General features: G+C 72.7%; 15 protein-coding genes, 2 tRNA genes and 1 pseudogene. 15 read left to right on the top strand and 3 right to left on the bottom strand.

Annotated elements, in window-relative coordinates:
* Nucleotides 1-160 precede the first annotated feature (160 nt).
* The gene (locus tag AB0N31_RS16300) at nt 161-1,576 is read left to right on the top strand and encodes an NAD-dependent malic enzyme (protein ID WP_366059019.1); all 1,416 of its coding nucleotides are present in this window, start codon (nt 161-163) and stop codon (nt 1,574-1,576) included.
* A 337-nt stretch (nt 1,577-1,913) separates the two neighbouring features.
* Nucleotides 1,914-2,195 (top strand): HU family DNA-binding protein, encoded by a 282-nt coding sequence (locus tag AB0N31_RS16295; protein WP_366059018.1) that lies wholly within the window; start codon nt 1,914-1,916, stop codon nt 2,193-2,195.
* A gap of 146 nt (nt 2,196-2,341) precedes the next feature.
* On the opposite strand, the gene murA is transcribed toward AB0N31_RS16295, so the two are convergent.
* Nucleotides 2,342-3,688 carry a UDP-N-acetylglucosamine 1-carboxyvinyltransferase gene (murA, locus tag AB0N31_RS16290; RefSeq protein WP_366059017.1) on the bottom strand — a complete coding sequence of 449 codons (1,347 nt, stop codon included), beginning with the start codon at nt 3,686-3,688 and terminating at the stop codon, nt 2,342-2,344.
* A 261-nt stretch (nt 3,689-3,949) separates the two neighbouring features.
* Between murA and AB0N31_RS16285 the strand changes: the two genes are divergently transcribed.
* The 9 genes and pseudogenes from AB0N31_RS16285 (at nt 3,950) to AB0N31_RS16245 (ending at nt 14,277) form a co-directional block, all read left to right on the top strand.
* Nucleotides 3,950-4,522, top strand: a complete 573-nt coding sequence (locus tag AB0N31_RS16285) for a YqgE/AlgH family protein (RefSeq protein WP_363088557.1) — start codon at nt 3,950-3,952, stop codon at nt 4,520-4,522.
* Nucleotides 4,523-4,551: 29 nt separating this feature from the next.
* On the top strand, nt 4,552-4,836 hold the full coding sequence (locus AB0N31_RS16280; RefSeq protein WP_280881958.1) for a DUF3039 domain-containing protein: 285 nt from the start codon (nt 4,552-4,554) through the stop codon (nt 4,834-4,836).
* A 106-nt stretch (nt 4,837-4,942) separates the two neighbouring features.
* Nucleotides 4,943-5,430 (top strand): annotated as a pseudogene (locus AB0N31_RS16275) (carbohydrate ABC transporter permease); the annotation flags it as partial.
* A gap of 4 nt (nt 5,431-5,434) precedes the next feature.
* On the top strand, nt 5,435-7,066 hold the full coding sequence (locus tag AB0N31_RS16270) for a beta-N-acetylhexosaminidase (protein ID WP_366059016.1): 1,632 nt from the start codon (nt 5,435-5,437) through the stop codon (nt 7,064-7,066).
* Nucleotides 7,067-7,353: 287 nt separating this feature from the next.
* Nucleotides 7,354-8,247 carry an FAD binding domain-containing protein gene (locus AB0N31_RS16265; protein WP_366059015.1) on the top strand — a complete coding sequence of 298 codons (894 nt, stop codon included), beginning with the start codon at nt 7,354-7,356 and terminating at the stop codon, nt 8,245-8,247.
* Nucleotides 8,244-9,854, top strand: a complete 1,611-nt coding sequence (locus AB0N31_RS16260; RefSeq protein WP_366059014.1) for a 2Fe-2S iron-sulfur cluster-binding protein — start codon at nt 8,244-8,246, stop codon at nt 9,852-9,854. The genes AB0N31_RS16265 and AB0N31_RS16260 overlap by 4 nt, the downstream gene beginning before the upstream one ends.
* Entirely contained in the window at nt 9,851-12,160 is a 2,310-nt protein-coding gene (locus AB0N31_RS16255) for a molybdopterin cofactor-binding domain-containing protein (protein ID WP_366059013.1), read from the top strand. Before AB0N31_RS16260 ends, AB0N31_RS16255 begins: the two co-directional genes overlap by 4 nt.
* Before the next feature lie 415 nt (nt 12,161-12,575).
* A complete protein-coding gene (locus AB0N31_RS16250; protein WP_366059012.1) occupies nt 12,576-13,757 on the top strand; it encodes an SUKH-4 family immunity protein in 1,182 nt (393 codons plus the stop codon).
* Nucleotides 13,758-13,785: 28 nt separating this feature from the next.
* Entirely contained in the window at nt 13,786-14,277 is a 492-nt protein-coding gene (locus tag AB0N31_RS16245) for a hypothetical protein (protein ID WP_366059010.1), read from the top strand.
* Between the two features lie 30 nt (nt 14,278-14,307).
* On the opposite strand, the gene AB0N31_RS16240 is transcribed toward AB0N31_RS16245, so the two are convergent.
* Both AB0N31_RS16240 and AB0N31_RS16235 read right to left on the bottom strand, forming a co-directional pair.
* Nucleotides 14,308-14,382 (bottom strand) — tRNA-Cys (locus tag AB0N31_RS16240).
* 20 nt (nt 14,383-14,402) lie between these two features.
* A tRNA-OTHER gene (locus AB0N31_RS16235) sits at nt 14,403-14,500 on the bottom strand.
* A gap of 255 nt (nt 14,501-14,755) precedes the next feature.
* Here AB0N31_RS16235 and AB0N31_RS16230 point away from each other — a divergent pair.
* The 4 genes from AB0N31_RS16230 (at nt 14,756) to AB0N31_RS16215 (ending at nt 18,769) form a co-directional block, all read left to right on the top strand.
* The gene (locus AB0N31_RS16230; RefSeq protein WP_366059009.1) at nt 14,756-16,216 is read left to right on the top strand and encodes an MFS transporter; all 1,461 of its coding nucleotides are present in this window, start codon (nt 14,756-14,758) and stop codon (nt 16,214-16,216) included.
* A 40-nt stretch (nt 16,217-16,256) separates the two neighbouring features.
* A complete protein-coding gene (locus AB0N31_RS16225) occupies nt 16,257-16,457 on the top strand; it encodes a ribbon-helix-helix protein, CopG family (protein WP_135793626.1) in 201 nt (66 codons plus the stop codon).
* Nucleotides 16,454-16,843, top strand: coding sequence for a type II toxin-antitoxin system death-on-curing family toxin (locus tag AB0N31_RS16220; RefSeq protein ID WP_366059008.1), 390 nt, complete (start codon nt 16,454-16,456; stop codon nt 16,841-16,843). The genes AB0N31_RS16225 and AB0N31_RS16220 overlap by 4 nt, the downstream gene beginning before the upstream one ends.
* 117 nt (nt 16,844-16,960) lie before the next feature.
* Nucleotides 16,961-18,769 (top strand): DEAD/DEAH box helicase, encoded by a 1,809-nt coding sequence (locus tag AB0N31_RS16215; RefSeq protein WP_366059007.1) that lies wholly within the window; start codon nt 16,961-16,963, stop codon nt 18,767-18,769.
* Nucleotides 18,770-18,932 lie beyond the last annotated feature (163 nt).

The raw sequence follows: 18,932 nt of genomic DNA, 5'->3' as shown, positions 1-18,932 counted from the left end.
GGTGTCATAGACAGACGAAAGAGGCCCACGTCCATGTGACGTGGGCCTCTTTCGCTGTGAACTCAACGTTCGCAACCCGGGGCGGCTAACGCCTACCCGACAGTAGGTGCGACGATCGAACGGCATCCAGCGTCACAGGTGAAAGCAGAGGAAGTCGGCCATGGCAACGGCGCCCAGCGTCTCCTACTCGATGACGGTCCGGCTGGAGGTGCCCGCGAGCGGAACCGCGGTCTCCCAGCTCACCGGGGCCGTCGAGTCCCACGGAGGCTCGGTGACCGGCCTCGACGTCACGGCTTCCGGCCATGAGAAGCTCCGCATCGACGTGACGATCGCGGCCACCTCCACGGCGCACGCCGACGAGATCGTCGAACAGCTCCGCGGCATCGAGGGTGTGACGCTGGGCAAGGTTTCGGACCGTACGTTCCTGATGCACCTCGGCGGCAAGATCGAGATGCAGTCGAAGCACCCGATCCGCAACCGTGACGACCTCTCCATGATCTACACGCCGGGCGTGGCCCGGGTCTGCATGGCGATCGCCGAGAATCCCGAGGACGCCCGCCGCCTCACCATCAAGCGCAACTCCGTTGCGGTCGTGACGGACGGCTCGGCCGTGCTGGGTCTGGGCAACATCGGCCCCATGGCGGCGCTGCCGGTCATGGAGGGCAAGGCGGCCCTGTTCAAGCGGTTCGCCGGCATCGACGCCTGGCCGATCTGCCTGGACACCCAGGACACCGACGCGATCGTCGAGATCGTCAAGGCCATCGCGCCGGGCTTCGCCGGCATCAACCTCGAGGACATCTCCGCCCCCCGCTGCTTCGAGATCGAGGCCCGGCTGCGCGAGGCCCTCGACATCCCCGTCTTCCACGACGACCAGCACGGCACCGCGATCGTGGTCCTCGCCGCCCTGACGAACGCCCTGCGTGTCGCGGGGAAGGCCGTCGAGAACATCCGCGTCGTCATGTCCGGCGCGGGCGCGGCCGGCACGGCCATCCTCAAGCTGCTGCTCGCAGCCGGCGTGAAGAACGCCGTCGTCGCCGACATCCACGGCGTGGTGCACGCCGGCCGCGCCGACCTCGTCGACGCGGCCCCCGGCTCGGCGCTGCGCTGGATCGCCGACAACACCAACCCCGAGGGCCTCACCGGCACCCTGAAGGAGGCCGTGCACGACGCGGACGTCTTCATCGGCGTCTCCGCCCCGAACGTCATCGACGGCGACGACGTGGCCGCCATGGCCGACGGCGCGATCGTGTTCGCGCTCGCGAATCCGGACCCCGAGGTCGACCCGGCGGTCGCCCGCCGGACGGCCGCCGTGGTGGCCACCGGCCGCTCCGACTTCCCGAACCAGATCAACAACGTGCTGGTCTTCCCGGGTGTGTTCCGCGGCCTGCTGGACGCCCAGTCCCGCACCGTCAACACCGAGATGATGCTCGCGGCCGCGAAGGCCCTCGCCGACGTGGTGACCGAGGACGAGCTGAACGCCAACTACATCATCCCGAGCGTCTTCAACGACAAGGTCGCCGGCGCGGTGGCCGGGGCCGTGCGGGAGGCCGCGAAGGCCGCCGGAGTCACCGCCTGAGGTCCCGTGGTGTGCGGCGGCTGTGAGGATCGCCACGACGTGTCATGAAACCGGCGCGTCGTGGAACCCGGTCCACTTGACCGCCCTCTAGGGTGGGCGGCCAGTCAGTGGGCCTTTCCGTGTGACTCCCAAGGGTGTTCTCACGACTCCTGCGGGTGCCGGATTGGCTTTCCCGCCGCAGGTGGGGGCAGGATGCGTCTCTGGGCGCGAGGGTCCGACAAGGGACCCGGGTCCGGGGACTGTCCGAAGACCCTGGCAGCATCGGCTTCGCTGTGCCCAACATGCGGCTCCGCCGCGTGGCACGCCGCAACGGCAAGAAGAACACGGGAGTAAGAACATGAACCGCAGTGAGCTGGTGGCCGCGCTGGCCGACCGCGCCGAGGTGACCCGCAAGGACGCCGACGCCGTGCTGGCCGCGTTCGCCGAGGTCGTCGGCGAGATCGTCTCCAAGGGCGACGAGAAGGTCACCGTCCCCGGCTTCCTGACCTTCGAGCGCACCCACCGTGCCGCTCGCACCGCGCGCAACCCGCAGACCGGCGACCCGATCCAGATCCCGGCCGGCTACAGCGTCAAGGTTTCCGCGGGCAGCAAGCTCAAGGAAGCGGCCAAGGGCAAGTGACGCTCCGCTGAGAGCGCCGTGGGGCGTCTGCGTGCCGTCTGTTGCCGGTCACGCAGTGCCCCGCGCTCCTTCGGGCGCGTCGACACACGCCGATGGGGCGGCACCCGGACCGGGTGCCGCCCCATCGGCGTGTGCGCGGGACTGGGCTATCCGAGTGCCTTGCCCGGCAGTTCCACCTTCGCGCCGAGCTCCATCAGCTTGTCCATGAAGTTCTCGTAGCCGCGGTTGATCAGGTCGATGCCGTGGACCCGGGACGTGCCCTGGGCCGCGAGGGCGGCGATCAGATAGGAGAAGCCGCCGCGCAGGTCGGGGATGACCAGGTCCGCGCCCTGGAGCTTGGTCGGGCCGGACACGACCGCCGAGTGCAGGAAGTTGCGCTGGCCGAAGCGGCAGTCCGAACCGCCCAGGCACTCGCGGTACAGCTGGATGTGGGCGCCCATCTGGTTGAGCGCGGACGTGAAGCCCAGCCGCGACTCGTAGACCGTCTCGTGGACGATGGACAGGCCCGTGGCCTGGGTGAGGGCGACGACGAGCGGCTGCTGCCAGTCCGTCTGGAAGCCCGGGTGGACGTCCGTCTCCAGGGCGATCGACTTCAGCCGGCCGCCGGGGTGCCAGAAGCGGATGCCCTCGTCGTCGATCCGGAAGGCGCCGCCCACCTTGCGGTAGGTGTTCAGGAACGTCATCATCGAGCGCTGCTGGGCGCCGCGGACGTAGATGTCGCCCTCGGTCGCCAGCGCCGCGGACGCCCAGGAGGCGGCCTCCAGACGGTCCGACAGGGCGCGGTGGTCGTAGCCGCCGAGCTTGTCCACGCCGGTGATGCGGATCGTGCGGTCGGTGTCCATCGCGATGATGGCGCCCATTTTCTGCAGGACGCAGATCAGGTCCTCGATCTCCGGCTCGACGGCCGCGTTCGCGAGTTCCGTGACGCCCTCGGCCAGGACGGCCGTCAGCAGCACCTGCTCGGTCGCGCCGACGGACGGGTACGGCAGCACGATCTTCGTGCCGCGCAGCCGCTGCGGGGCCTCCAGGTACTGGCCGTCCGCCCGCTTCTCGATCTTCGCGCCGAACTGCCGCAGCACGTCGAAGTGGAAGTCGATGGGCCGGCCGCCGATGTCGCAGCCGCCCAGGCCCGGGATGAAGGCGTGGCCGAGGCGGTGCAGCAGCGGGCCGCAGAACAGGATCGGGATGCGGCTGGAGCCCGCGTGGGCATCGATGTCGGCGACGTTGGCGCTCTCGACGTAGGTCGGGTCGAGCACCAGCTCGCCCGGCTCCTCACCCGGACGGACCGTGACCCCGTGCAGTTGCAGCAGGCCGCGTACGACCCGCACGTCACGGATGTCCGGAACGTTGCGCAGTCGGCTCGGCTCGCTGCCCAGCAGGGCGGCGACCATGGCCTTGGGTACGAGGTTCTTCGCACCGCGGACCCGGATCTCGCCCTGAAGCGGGGTTCCGCCGTGGACAAGCAGGACGTCGTCTGAGCCGTTGACGGTCATGTATCTCGCGTTCCGTGGAGTGGGGCAGGGCCGAGAGGACAGAGTAATCGCCGTGGACCCCGGTCCCGTAAGCCCGAGGAGCACTCAGCGAGGTCATGGCTGTGTCACAACACGAACCGTTTCCCGCCGGGCACATGGGGTCACCGTGGGTCGGGTCGCGGTGACCGTGCGCCCGGACCGCACGCGTGCGCCCGGCCCGCACCCCTCCTCGTGCCCCGGTTGCCTCCCCACACGCGGGGAAGATGGGGGATCATGTCTGGCATGACCGAGGTGTCCTCGCTCACAGGGCGGCTGCTCGTGGCAACCCCCGCCCTGGCGGACCCGAACTTCGACCGCGCGGTGGTGCTCCTCCTCGACCACGACGAGGAGGGCTCGCTCGGTGTCGTCCTCAACCGCCCGACACCGGTGGGCGTCGGGGACATCCTCGAGGACTGGGCGGACCTCACCGGTGAACCGGGTGTCGTCTTCCAGGGCGGTCCGGTCTCCCTCGACTCGGCGCTCGGCGTCGCCGTGATCCCCGGCGGCGCCGCCGTCGACGGCGCGCCGCTGGGCTGGCGGCGGGTGCACGGCGCGATCGGCCTCGTCGACCTGGAGGCCCCGCCGGAGCTGCTCGCCTCGGCCCTCGGCTCCCTGCGGATCTTCGCCGGGTACGCCGGATGGGGCCCCGGCCAGCTGGAGGACGAGCTGGTGGAGGGCGCCTGGTACGTGGTGGAGTCCGAGCCCGGTGACGTGTCCTCGCCCTCGCCGGAGACCCTCTGGCGCGAGGTCCTGCGCCGGCAGCGCAACGAGCTGGCGATGGTGGCGACGTACCCGGACGACCCTTCGCTCAACTGACGCGTGTGACCTTCAGTACCCTTGGCCGTATGAGCACTCTTGAGCCCGAGCGCGGCACCGGAACGGGGACCCTCGTAGAGCCGACGCCGCAGGTGTCGCACGGCGACGGTGACCACGAGCGCTTCGCGCACTACGTCCAGAAGGACAAGATCATGGCGAGCGCGCTCGACGGGACTCCCGTCGTGGCGCTCTGCGGCAAGGTGTGGGTGCCCGGCCGGGACCCGAAGAAGTACCCCGTGTGTCCCATGTGCAAGGAGATCTACGAGTCCATGGGTTCCGGTGGCGACGACGACAAGGGCAAGGGCGACAAGTGACGTGCCCCTCGGGCTGAGGCCCGGGGATTCCGGTGTTCCGTGCCGTGCTGCGCCGCCGCACGGCACGGCCTCGGTGGGGAGTCCGTGAAGTCCCTGGCCCTCACCCCTGTCCCCGGCCCTGGATTCCTTCCGGCGCGTCTTCGGGTGGCGAGAATTCGGCCGTCACTTCCCCGGCGGTGCGGTCGTGGCGGTCACCGCGGTGCTCGTCCCGGCGGCCGTCGCGTTCCTCGCCGCGACCGCCGTCACGGATTCCGGTTCCGCTTCCGGACCACCCCGCCGATCGGGTTCCCGGTGGCCTTCGGGATCCGGATGCAGGGGCTTCGGAAAAGGCGTCCCGGAGGCGCCGAAAGGGGGCCGCACACCTCGACGGGGCGAGCCGTGCGCGATTCCCGCGGCAGATCCCTTTTCCTCTCGCGCTGCCCGGTTTCGTGGCCGCGAGCGTATTTTCCCCATCCCACCCGGGACGACTTCCTCTTCGCCAAGTCGTCCCTCATCGACGGCACTTCGCAGCCGACCCTGTCGATGGCGCTGCCGGTGTTCTTCCCACTCGTGCAGCGACGACTCGTCTCCGGGCTCGGCGGAGAGCTGAAGGACCGACGTGACTTCTGGCAACGAGATCATTCCGGCGCCGCGCGCCGTCGAGGGCCCCACGCGGTGCGGGGTGCTGCTGGACGACCGCACCACCCTGTGGGCCGCACCCGGCACGGAGACCACCGAACGCTGGCTGCGGGCCACCCTCGGCGCCGCGCTCGGCCTGCCGCTGCGGACCGGCCCCGAGCAGGCCCGCGACGGCGTACGGCTGCTGGTCGACGACACGATGGAGCCGGAGACGTACCGGCTGGGCGTCGGCGTCCGGCAGGGCGTCGAGATCCGCGGCGGCGACCCGGCCGGCGTCTTCTGGGGCGCGCAGACCCTGCGTCAGCTCCTCGGCCCGGAGGCTTTCCGGCGTGCTCCGGTGCGGCCCGGAACGCGTCACGGCATCCCGCACCAGATCATCGAGGACGGCCCCCGTTTCCGCTGGCGCGGACTTCTCCTCGACGTGGCCCGGCACTTCATGCCCAAGGAAGGCGTCCTGCGCCAGCTGGACCTGATGGCCGCGCACAAACTCAACGTCCTCCACTTCCATCTGACCGACGACCAGGGCTGGCGCATCGAGATCGCACGCCACCCGCGACTGACCGAGGTCGGCTCCTGGCGCCCCCGCACGAAATTCGGCCACCGCGCCTCACCGCTGTGGGACGACAGGCCGCACGGCGGCTTCTACACCCGGGACGACATCCGGGAGATCGTGGCCTACGCCGCCGACCGGCACATCACCGTCGTCCCCGAAATCGATGTACCCGGACACTCGCAGGCGGCCATCGCCGCCTATCCGGAACTCGGCAACACCGACGTCGTCGACACCCGGGCGCTCTCCGTCTGGGACACCTGGGGGATCAACCCGAACGTACTCGCCCCCACCGACAACACCCTGCGTTTCTACGAGGGGGTCTTCGAGGAGGTCCTCGACCTCTTCCCGTCGGAGTTCATCCACGTCGGCGGCGACGAGTGCCCCAAGGACCAGTGGCGCGCCTCGCCCACCGCGCAGGCCCGCATCGAGGAACTCGGCCTCGCCGGCGAGGACGGACTGCAGGCCTGGTTCATCGGCCACTTCGACACCTGGCTCGCCGCGCGCGGACGGCGGCTCATCGGCTGGGACGAGATCCTCGAGGGCGGTCTCGCCGAGGGCGCCGCCGTGTCGTCCTGGCGGGGGCGCGCGGGCGGGATCGCCGCCGCGCGCGCGGGGCACGACGTCGTCATGTGCCCCGAGCAGCAGGTGTACCTGGACCACCGGCAGGACGGCGGCGCCGACGAGCCCGTGCCGATCGGCTACGTGCGCGGCCTGGAGGACGTCTACCGGTTCGAGCCGGTGCCGCCCGAGTTGACGCCCGACGAGGCGCGGCACGTGCTGGGCGCGCAGGCCAACGTGTGGACCGAGACGATGGAGGACGCCGCGCGCGTGGACTACCAGGTCTTCCCCCGGCTCGCGGCCTTCGCCGAGGTCGCCTGGAGCCGGCTGCCCGCCCCGGAGCGGCGTGACTTCGCCGGCTTCGAGCGGCGGATGGCGGCCCACTACGAGCGCCTGGACGCCCTGGGCGTCGCCTACCGGCCACCGGGCGGCCCGAAGCCCTGGCAGAAGCGGCCAGGCGTGCTCGGCCGCCCGATCGAGGGCCCGCCTCCGGACCGCTGAGCCCGGACCGCCGGGCCCGGACACTGAGCCCGGACCGCCGGGCCCGGACCAGGGCTCCGGTAACGGAAAAAACCGGCAGGAACCCCGAAGGACGGCAATGCGTACACACCGGTGATGTCGTCCGAAAAAGGACCATCTTCCGGGTGAGGTGGGCGAATGCCTCCCGGCGGACCCCCGCGTTCGGGCCTTGCGAAGATGTGCCAGAGTTGCCACGTCCGCCCTGTCAGCACGTACCGTACGGCAGCACAGGTGGGACCAGGTGGGGCAGCGGGAAGGGGCAGCCGGTTTTGACCACGCACGCACCGCAGGCGGGGCAGGCCGTCACGCTGCCCGCGACACTGGACGAAGCCGTGGCGGCACTCGCCGTCACGCCGGCCGCCGTGCCCGTGGCGGGCGGCACCGACCTGATGGCCGCCGTCAACTCCGGCCAGCTCAGGCCCGCAGCCCTGGTCGGCCTCGGCCGCATCAGCGAGATCCGCGGCTGGCAGTACCAGGACGGGAACGCCCTGCTCGGCGCCGGACTCACCCACGCGCGCATGGGCCGCCCCGACTTCGCCGCCCTCATCCCCGCGCTCGCCGCCGCCGCGCGCGCCGCGGGCCCGCCGCACATCCGCAACGCGGGCACCCTGGGCGGCAACATCGCCTCCGCCTCCCCCACCGGTGACGCGCTGCCCGTGCTGGCCGCGCTGGAGGCGACCCTGATCATCGCGGGCCCGGGCGGCGCCCGCCGCGAGATCCCGGTGTCGCACCTCCTGGCAGGCATGGACATGCTGCGCGGCGGCGAACTCATCGGGTACGTGCGCGTGCCGCTGCTGCACGCCCCCCAGGTCTTCCTGAAGGCCACCGGCCGCACCGGTCCCGGACGGGCCGTCGCCTCCGTCGCCCTCGTCCTCGACCCCGCCCGGCGCGGAGTCCGGTGCGCCGTCGGCGCCATAGCCCCGATGCCGCTGCGGCCCCTGGAAGCCGAGCAGTGGGTCGCCCGGCTCATCGACTGGGACAACAACCGCGCGCTCGTCCCGGAGGCGCTCAACGCCTTCGGCGAGTACGTCGCCGCCGCCTGCATCCCGGACCCGGTCCCCGCCGAGGACGGCTCCGTGCAACCGCTACCGCCCGCCGTACTGCACCTGCGGCGCATCGTCGCCGCACTGGCCCGACGAGCACTGGGGAGGGCACTGTCATGACCGACGACCAGCACGGACAGGGCACGCCGCCGGGCGGCGGCCGCTGGGACCCGCTGCCCCAGGGCGACTACGACGACGGCGCCACCGCCTTCGTGAAGCTCCCCGAGGGCGGCATCGACGCGCTCCTGGCCGCCCGCGGCGACGGCAGCCCGCTCGCGGCGCCCGGCCACGGCTACGTGCCCCCGCAGATCGAGGCGACGCACGACGGGACCGACCCGGCGGCCGGCGACGGCACCTGGGCGGACCCCGCCGCCGGCGCCGACTGGCCCGCGCCGGCGGGCGGGACGGCCGGCGGCGACCGGTTCACGTACCACCCCGGCGCCACCGGCCAGTGGACCTTCGACGACGCGGGCGCGCCCGCCGAGCCCGCCCCGGCGCCCGGCCACGACGTGACCGGCCAGTGGTCGATCCCCGTCGCGGGCGGCGATCTGCCCGACGAGTCGGGCGAGTTCACCACCTCGGCACTGGTCGAACAGTGGGGCGGCGGCACACCCCCGGCCACCCTGCCGGGCGGCGCCTCCGCGCCCTGGGCGCCGGAGCCCGCACCGGACGAGCGGTCCTGGGGCGACGGGACCGACGGGGCCGGCGCCCCCCTCGCCGAGGCCGTCGGCGCCCGACCGGACGCCGCCGCCTTCGGGCACCCCCCGCGGCACGACACCGACCCCGCGTCCCACGAGCACCCCGCGCCCGGGCAGCCGTACGAGGCCGCGCCCGGCCCCGTGGCGGCCCACCCGGCGCCCCCCGAGGCCCCCGGGGACCTCGGCGGCCCGGAAGGCGCTCACGAGCCCGCAGAGGCCGCCGAGTCCACCCGGCCGGCAGCCGCACCGGACCCGGACCCGGACGCCCGCCCGGACGGGCACGTCGAACACGGCGAGTACGGCGACCCCTCCGAACCGGCCGACCCCGGCGCCGCGTCCACGCGCGTGGACGACGGCACGGAGGCCGAGCCCGCGCCGGGGGCGGCCCTCCACGACGACCACCCCCTCGCCTCCTACGCCCTGCGCGTCAACGGCTCGGACCGGCCCGTCACCGACGCCTGGATCGGCGAGTCGCTGCTCTACGTCCTGCGGGAGCGGCTCGGACTCGCCGGTGCCAAGGACGGCTGCTCCCAGGGCGAGTGCGGCGCCTGCAACGTCCAGGTGGACGGGCGCCTCGTCGCCTCCTGCCTGGTCCCCGCCGTCACCACCGCCGGCAGCGAGATCCGTACCGTCGAGGGCCTCGCCGTCGACGGGCAGCCCTCCGACGTGCAGCGGGCGCTCGCCCGGTGCGGGGCCGTGCAGTGCGGTTTCTGCGTGCCCGGCATGGCGATGACCGTGCACGACCTGCTGGAGGGCAACCCCGCGCCCACCGAACTGGAGGCCCGCCAGGCGCTCTGCGGCAACCTGTGCCGCTGCTCCGGCTACCGGGGCGTCCTCCAGGCCGTCAAGGACGTCGTCGCCGAACGCGAGGCGCACTCCTCGGCGGACACCGAGCCGGACGGCGACGAGGCACGTATTCCGCACCAGGCGGGCCCCGGCGGCGGAGGCATCCACGCGTCGGCGTTCGAGAACCCCGCGCAGCCCCACCCGCACGACCCGGCGTACGGCCAGGACGGAGGCCAGGCGTGACCGACGAAGCAGCCACCGCGACAAGCCCCGCGGAGGCCGCCCCGGCCCCCGAGCCGATCCCGCACGGCCTCGGCGCCTCCCTGCCGGCCGCCGACACCCGCGCCAAGACCGAGGGCACCTTCCCGTACGCGGCCGACCTGTGGGCCGAGGGCCTGCTCTGGGCGGCGGTGCTGCGCTCCCCGCACGCCCACGCCCGCATCGTCTCCATCGACACCAGCCACGCGCGGGAGATGCCCGGGGTACGGGCCGTCGTCACGCACGAGGACGTGCCCGGCAGACCGCTGCACGGACGCGGCCGGGCCGACCGCCCGGTGTTCGCCTCCGAGGTCGTGCGCCACCAGGGCGAGCCCATCGCGGCCGTCGCCGCGGACCACCCCGACACCGCGCGGATGGCCGCCGCGGCCGTCATCGTCGAGTACGAGGTGCTCGACCCGGTCATCGACCCCGAACTCGCCTTCGAGGCCGAGCCGCTGCACCCCGACGGCAACCTGATCCGGCACATCCCGCTGCATCACGGCGACCCGGCTGCGGCCGGCGAGGTCGTCGTCGAGGGCCAGTACCGCATCGGCCGCGCCGACCCCGCCCCCATCGGCGCCGAGGCCGGCCTCGCCGTCCCCAGGCCCGACGGCGGCGTCGAGCTGTACCTGGCCTCCACCGACCCGCACAGCGACCGGGACACCGCCGCGGCCTGCTTCGGCCTGTCATCCGATCAGGTGAAGATCGTCGTCACCGGTGTGCCCGGTGCCACCGCCGACCGCGAGGACCAGGGCTTCCAGCTCCCGCTCGGCCTGCTCGCGCTGCGGACCGGCTGCCCGGTCAAGCTCACCGCCACCCGCGAGGAGTCGTTCCTCGGCCACGCCCACCGCCACCCCACCCTGCTGCGGTACCGCCACCACGCGGACGCCGAGGGCAGGCTGGTCAAGGTGGAGGCGCAGATCCTCCTCGACGCCGGCGCCTACGCCGACACCTCCGCCGAGGCCCTGGCCGCCGCCGTCTCCTTCGCCTGCGGCCCCTACGTCGTCCTCAACGCCTTCATCGAGGGCTGGGCCGTCCGCACCAACAACCCGCCCTCCGGTCATGTCCGCGGCGAAGGGGCGATGCAGGTCTGCGCCGCCTACGAGGCGCAGATGGACAAACTGGCCAAGAAGCTCGGCGTGGACCCGGCGGAGCTGCGGCTGCGCAACGCCATGGCCACCGGCGACGTCCTGCCGACCGGCCAGACGGTGACCTGCCCGGCGCCCGTCGCCGAACTCCTCCAGGCCGTCCAGGACTTCCCGCTGCCCGCCCTGCCGAAGGACACCCCCGAGGAGGACTGGCTGCTGCCCGGCGGTCCCGAGGGCGCGGGCGAGCCGGGCGCGGTGCGCCGGGGCGTCGGCTACGGCCTCGGCATGGTCCACATGCTCGGCGCGGAGGGCACGGACGAGGTCTCCACCGCCACCGTCAAGGTCCAGGACGGCGTCGCGACCGTCCTGTGCGCGGCCGTCGAGACGGGGCAGGGCTTCACCACCCTCGCCCGCCAGATCGTCCAGGAGACCCTCGGCGTCGACGAGGTGCACGTCGCGCCCGTCGACACCGACCAGCCCCCGGCCGGCCCCGGCTGCCGCGGCCGGCACACCTGGGTCTCCGGCGGCGCGGTGGAACGCGCGGCCAAGATGGTCCGCACCCAGCTCCTCCAACCCCTGGCCCACAAGTTCGGCATGTCCACCGAACTCCTCCAGATCACCGACGGCAAGATCACCTCGTACGACGGCGTCCTGTCGACGACCGTCGCCGAGGAACTGCACGGCAAGGAGCTGTGGGCCACCGCGCAGTGCCGCCCGCACCCCACCGAGCCGCTGGACGGGGCCGGCCAGGGCGACGCGTTCGTCGGCCTCGCCTTCTGCGCGATCCGCGCGGTCGTCGACGTCGACATCGAGCTGGGCTCGGTGCGAGTCGTCGAACTGGCGGTCGCCCAGGACGTCGGCCGGGTGCTCAACCCGGCACAGCTCGCCGCCCGGATCGAGGCCGGCGTCACCCAGGGCGTCGGCATCGCCCTCACCGAGAACCTGCGCACCCCGCGCGGCCTGATCCGCCACCCCGACCTCACCGGCTACGCCCTGCCCACGGCCCTGGACGCGCCGGACATCCGGATCGTCAAACTGGTCGAGGAGCGGGACGTGGTCGCGCCGTTCGGCGCGAAGGCGGCCAGCGCGGTCCCGGTCGTGACCTCCCCGGCGGCGATCGCCTCCGCCGTGCGGGCCGCGACCGGCCGTCCGGTGAACCGGCTGCCGATAAGGCCGCAGGCGGCCGTCGTCACGAGCCAGTGAGCACCACCGCCCCCCGCGTGACGGGGTGCGGGAGTACGCCCCCGGTGCCGACGGGGCGGCTGCGGCTGCGGCTGCGGTTCCGGCACCGGTTGTCGGCGCGGGCCGCCGCGGACATGGACGCGCGCGCGGGACCGATGTCTGGCGCCTGGCGCCTGACGCCTGGCGCCCGTCGGGCGGGACGCGACGCTCGGCGTCCGTCCGACGACGGCGTTCACCGGACCGCTCCGCACGCGCACGTCACGCACCGGACTCCGGCCGGACACCGCGGAGTCGTCCGTGGGGGAGAGGGCCGATGCGATCCTCGCGGGGAGGGAACGCGCGCGTGGCCCGACGTCCTTCCTGTCGAGGGCCGTTGTCAGTGGTGCCGCGTAGGGTGCGGAGCAGTGGGACGGCGAACTTCACGCACGGGGGACCGATGAGCACGACCAGCACCACCACCGGCACGCCGGTGATCACCCTCTCCGAGGCCGAGCTGGATCCGTACGTCACCCACGCGCCGAGCCGCCGCTGGCTGACCGGCCCCGGACTGCCCGACGTCGGCGCGCTGGTGACGTTCGAGGCGCTGCGCGCGGACGGCCTGCGCCCGGTCGCCGACTCCACAGCCGACCCCGACCACCTGCTCCCCGAGGACCTGCGCGGCCAGCTGGTCATCGGCGGACTCCTCGGCCCGGCGGGCCCCGAGACCGAGTCCGTGCTCCTCGACGGCGCGACCGGCGAGATCACGACGACGTATTTCCTCCACGACCGTCCCGACCTGATGGACCGCCGACCGCTCGCGCCCTCCCTGGAGAAGCTCGTGCGGTTCGCCACGGCCGCCGACGAACTCGCGGCGCTCAGAGGCCAGTTCGCTGCTTACGCCGGGCGTTTCGGGCCCGACGCGGTGGCCGAGGCCTCCGGACAGCTCCTCGCGCTGTACGAGTCGGGTGCGGACGGCGAGGTGCCCCCGTTCTGGCGGCTGGCCGCCGTGATCCGTCCCCTGGCGCTGGTCGCGGGCCCCGGCACCCGCTCCGGGCTCGCCCTGGACCTGCCGCCCCGCCTCCTGGACGAGGAGTTCGACACCGGCGCGATCGTCCGCTTCGAGGAGGTCGACTTCCCGGCCGCCCTCTCCCACGAGCCGACCCGCCGCTTCCTGCGGGAGACGGGGCTGCCCGAGGAGTGCGTCTGGTTCTTCCTCGACCTGGACGTCCCGCTGCCCACCCTTGCCGAGCACCGGGTCGACGAGCCGCACACCGAACTCCCCGAGGGGGCCGACCGGCTGATCCGCCTCGGCCACCTCGTGGAGGACACCAGCCTCGTCCTCGACGGCACCACCGGCGCGGTACTGGCCTGGAGCGAGACGGAGTCCAGACTCCGCCCGCTGAACGCCGACATCTCGACCCTGGCTTTCACCCTCTGGCTCGTCCACCGGGAGCACACCCTCGACGCCGAACACGAACTGAGCGAGGCCTACGACCAGTTGGCCGCCACCATGACCCGCACCCTGGCCGCCCTCGACCCGGTCGCCTGCGACCCGACCCCGAGGACGCCCACCGACGACGGCTGGCGCTACTGGCCGGGCATGTTCGAGGACGAGGCGGGCGGCGGACTCTACGCATAGCCCCGGTCCGCGCCGTAAGGTCCCCCGCATGGACTGGCTGGCCCCCGTGAACACCCTGACCGGCGCGGCGATCGGCATCGGATCGACCCTGCTCGCCGACCGTCTCCGCTGGCGCCGCGACCGCGAGGCCCTCCACCAGGACACCCGCCGACAGGCGTACGCGGCGTTCATGGCGGCACTGTCCGACGCCTACACCCGCCTGCACGAGACCGCCCGCGGGACCCTTCCCCCGGCGGAGAGCCGCACCGCCGCCCACGAGGTGTTCACCTCCAGCAACCTGTACCCGCTGCGCTACGAACTTGCCCTGATCGCCCCGTGGGACGTCATGGCCCCGGTCAACGAGGCCTTCTGGAAGGTCCGCGCCCTGCGCGACCTGGTGGCGACGGGCACCGCCCCGGACGCCCCGGAGTTCCGGACCCACGTGCGCGACTACCTGACGGCCACGGAATCGGCCCAGGCGGCGATGCGCAAGGATCTCGGCACGTCGTGGCCGGAGGAGAGGACGGGGCGGGAACCGTAGACCGGGAACGCCCCCGGCGAGAAACGGTGTTGGAGGCCGTGGCGGGATTCGAACCCACGTAACTCGCTTTGCAGGCGAGCCCCTGAACCACTCGGGCACACGGCCGTGTCACCACTCTTTCCTCACGGCCGTGGTGGGATTCGGACCCACGTGACTCCCCGCGAGCGGAGCTCGCTGAGGAGTGCAGCGCAGGCGAGCCCCTGAACCACTCGGGCACCCGGCCGTTCGGCGGGTTCTCCGGGGAGTGCCCCCCTTCGAACCGCTTGGTCATGACCGTAGGCCCCGGAAACCGGGCGGTTCAAGGGAGTCGCGTGGGCTGCAATGCGACTGCCATGTGCCGTTCACGAACGGGGGTCCCGTGCCGTTCGCGAACGGGGTGATCCGGCGGCGGTCGGGAGTGGCGTAGGACCAATGGATGAGGGCCGGTCCCGCCTCCCGACAGGGGTCATTGTCGGTTGTGGGCCTTACTCTGGCCGTCATGGCCGTCCATGAACCTCGCGACACCGGTGTCGCGGACACAGCAGACATACCCGGGAAGTCCGGCTCGCGTCGGTCGGAGGAGACCGTGCTCGGGCGGGACCACCGGGCCCTGAGCATCGGGATCGTGTCCGTCGTGCTGCTGATCGCCTTCGAGGCGACCGCCGTGGGGACGGCCATGCCGGTGGCCGCGCGGGAGCTGGACGGACTGTCCCTGTACGCCTTCGCCTTCTCGGGATACTTCACGACCAGCCTGTTCGGCATGGTGCTGGCCGGTCAGTGGTCCGACCGGCGAGGCCCGCTCGGTGCGCTGACCTGCGGGATCGCCGCCTTCGCCGCGGGCCTTCTGCTGTCGGGGACCGCCGGGGCCATGTGGCTGTTCATCCTCGGGCGGGCCGTGCAGGGGTTCGGCGGCGGGCTGGTGATCGTCGCCCTGTACGTCGTCGTGGGGCGGGCCTACCCGGAGCGGCTGCGGCCCGCGATCATGGCGGCGTTCGCGGCGAGCTGGGTCGTGCCGTCGGTCGTGGGTCCGCTGGCGTCCGGCGCGGTGACCGAGCACCTCGGCTGGCGGTGGGTGTTCCTCGGCATCCCCGCGCTGGTCCTCCTGCCGCTGGCCCTCGCGCTGCCGCAGATACGGCGACGGGCCGCGGGCCCGGTCGACGGTGCCGCGGACGCCTCCTCCGACCGGCGCCGCATCCGCCTCGCCCTCGGCATCTCCCTCGGCGCGGGCCTGCTCCAGTACGCCGCCCAGGACCTGCGCCCGCTCTCCCTCCTGCCCGCCGTCGCGGGCGTCGCCCTGCTGGTGCCGGCCGTCCTCGGACTGCTCCCGCACGGCACCTGGCGGGCGGCCCGCGGCCTGCCCTCGGTGGTGCTGCTGCGCGGGGTGGCCGCCGGGTCGTTCATCGCCGCCGAGTCCTTCGTGCCGCTGATGCTGGTCACCCAGCGCGGCCTCAGCCCGACCCTCGCGGGGTTCTCCCTCGCGGCCGGCGGGGCGACCTGGGCGCTGGGCTCCTGGGTGCAGTCCCGGCCGCGCGTGGAGCCGTACCGGGACCGGCTGACGACCGGCGGGATGGTGCTCGTGGCCGCCGCCATCGCCGTCGCGCCGAGCGTCCTGATCGACGCGGTGCCCGCCTGGACGGTGGCCGTCGCCTGGGGCTTCGGCTGCTTCGGGATGGGCCTGGTGATCTCCTCGACCAGCGTGCTCCTGCTCCAGTTGTCCGCCCCCGAGGAGGCCGGCGCCAACTCGGCCGCCCTCCAGATCTCCGACGGCCTGTCCAACGTGCTGCTGCTGTCCGCGGGCGGTGCCGCCTTCGCGGCGCTCGGCGGCGGAACCGTGTCGCACGCGGCCGGCGAGGCCTCCGGCGCCTCCCGTCCGGTCGCCTTCGCCGCCGTCTTCCTGCCGATGGCGGCGGTGGCCCTGGCGGGGGCGTGGGTGACGACGAGGCTGCGCACCCCTTCTTGAGTGGTACCAATTCGACCCCACGAAGAGGTGCCATTTTGGTATGGCCATGAACCTGCGTCTCCGTGACGACCAGACGGAAGCCCTGAAGCTGCGCGCCGAGGAGGAGGGGGTCAGCATGCACGCGATACTGCTCCGGGCCGTGGACGACTACCTGGCGCGGACGGCTCATGAAGCGCTCGTGCGCAGGGCGGCCAAGGAGCAGACCGCCAAGTGGGCCGAACTGCTGGAGCGGCTCAAGTGATCCCTGTCTGCCTGACGGCCGAGGACGTCCTGGCCATCGCCGGCCTCGCGGTCGACGACCAGGACGTCGTCGTCCGTGATGCGGGGCTGCTGGAATCGGCCGTGCACCGCCCGGCTGCCGCCATGTTCGGGCAGGAGGCGTACCCGGACCTGTTCGGCAAGGCCGCGGCCCTCCTGCAGTCGCTGGCGATCAACCGCCCCTTCGTCGACGGGAGCAAACGGACGGCGTGGACCTCCTGTGTCGTCTTCCTGGCGATGAACGGTGTGCGGCTGTGGCCGGACATCGACGCCGCCGAGCGTCTGGTGATCGCGGTGGCCACTGGTGCCGCGGACGAGGTCGAGGCCATCTCCGAGGCGCTGCGGGAGCTGTCCGAACCACCTGTGTGACGTCAGTCCCACCGAAGGCCGACCCGGCGTCGTCCGCGCGTCGGCCATGTCGGCCCGCCGGTAGGGTGGCCCGGTTGTCCTACGTAGCCGAGCCGCCCGAGCCCCACGACGGAGACCGTGACTACCACCGCCAGCTCCAGCACCGCTTCCCACTCGCACCACCTCTCCCCCGCCTTCCCCGGCCGGGCCCCCTGGGGTACCGCCGGCAAGCTGCGTGCCTGGCAGCAGGGGGCGATGGCGAAGTACCTCCAGGAGCAGCCGCGCGACTTCCTCGCCGTCGCCACCCCCGGCGCCGGCAAGACGACCTTCGCGCTGACCCTCGCCTCCTGGCTGCTGCACCACCACGTCGTGCAGCAGGTGACCGTGGTGGCACCCACCGAGCACCTGAAGAAGCAGTGGGCGGAGGCGGCCGCGCGGATAGGCATCCGGCTGGACCCCGAGTACAGCGCCGGGCCGCTCAGCAAGGACTACCACGGCGTCGCCGTGACGTACGCGGGCGTCGGCGTACGGCCGATGCTGCACCGCAACCGCGCCGAGCAGCGCAAGACCCTCGTCATCCTCGACGAGATCCACCACGCCGGTGACTCCAAGTCCTGGGGCGAGGCCTGCCTGGAGGCGTTCGAGCCGGCCACGCGGCGGCTCGCGCTCACCGGTACGCCGTTCCGCTCCGACACCAACCCGATCCCCTTCGTGACGTACGAGGAGGGCAACGACGGCATCCGGCGCTCGTCCGCCGACTACACGTACGGCTACGGCTCCGCCCTCGCGGACAACGTCGTGCGGCCCGTCATCTTCCTCTCCTACAGCGGCAACATGCGCTGGCGCACGAAGGCCGGCGACGAGATCGCCGCACGGCTCGGCGAGCCGATGACGAAGGACGCGATCAGCCAGGCCTGGCGTACGGCGCTCGACCCGCGCGGCGAGTGGATGCCGAGCGTGCTGCGCGCCGCCGACCAGCGGCTCACCGAGGTCCGCAAGGCCATACCGGACGCGGGCGCGCTGGTCATCGCCTCCGACCAGGAATCGGCCCGCGCCTACGCCAAGCTGATCCGGGAGATCACCGGATCGAAGGCGACCCTCGTCCTGTCCGACGACGCCGGCGCGTCCGACCGGATCGACGAGTTCAGCCACAGCACCGACCGGTGGATGGTCGCGGTGCGGATGGTGTCGGAAGGCGTCGACGTGCCGCGCCTCGCGGTCGGCGTGTACGCCACCACCATCTCCACGCCGCTGTTCTTCGCCCAGGCCGTCGGCCGTTTCGTACGGTCGCGGCGGCGCGGCGAGACCGCCTCCGTGTTCCTGCCCACCGTGCCCGACCTCCTCGGCTTCGCCAACGAGATGGAGCGCGAGCGCGACCACGTCCTCGACAAGCCGAAGAAGGACGGGGACGAGGAGGATCCGTACGCCGAGTCCGAGAAGGAGATGGACGAGGCGAACCGGGAGCAGGACGAGGACACCGGCGAGCAGGACATGCTGCCCTTCGAGGCGCTGGAGTCCGACGCCGTCTTCGACCGGGTCATGTACAACGGCGCCGAGTTCGGCATGCAGGCCCACCCCGGGAGCGAGGAGGAGCAGGACTACCTCGGCATCCCCGGGCTCCTGGAGCCCGAGCAGGTGCAACTGCTCCTGCAGAAGCGGCAGGCCAAGCAGATCGCGCACAGCCGCAGGAAGCCGGACACCGAGGCCGACCTGCTGGAGCTGCCGGCCGAGCGGCGGCCGGTGGTCTCCCACAAGGAGCTGATGGAGCTGCGCAAGCAGCTCAACACGATGGTCGGCGCGTACGTCCACCAGAGCGGCAAGCCGCACGGGGTCATCCACACCGAGCTGCGGCGGGTGTGCGGCGGGCCGCCGAGCGCGGAGGCGACGGCGGGGCAGCTGCGGCAGCGCATCGCCAAGGTGCAGGAGTGGGCCACCCGCATGAAGTGACGCCCGCGGGCGGAAGGGACGCCCCGGGCGTCCACCGCACGCCCGGGGCGCTCGACGCCGGATCGCGCACCGTACGTATGGGGACAAACACAGGTAGTCCCCACCGGTCACTGCCCGGATTCTGGACGGAGCCTTCCGCTGAGCGAACCTGCTTCGCTACTGT

This window comes from Streptomyces sp. NPDC051051 (assembly GCF_040682975.1).
GTDB lineage: Bacteria > Actinomycetota > Actinomycetes > Streptomycetales > Streptomycetaceae > Streptomyces.
This window is presented reverse-complemented; position numbering and strand designations above follow the sequence as displayed.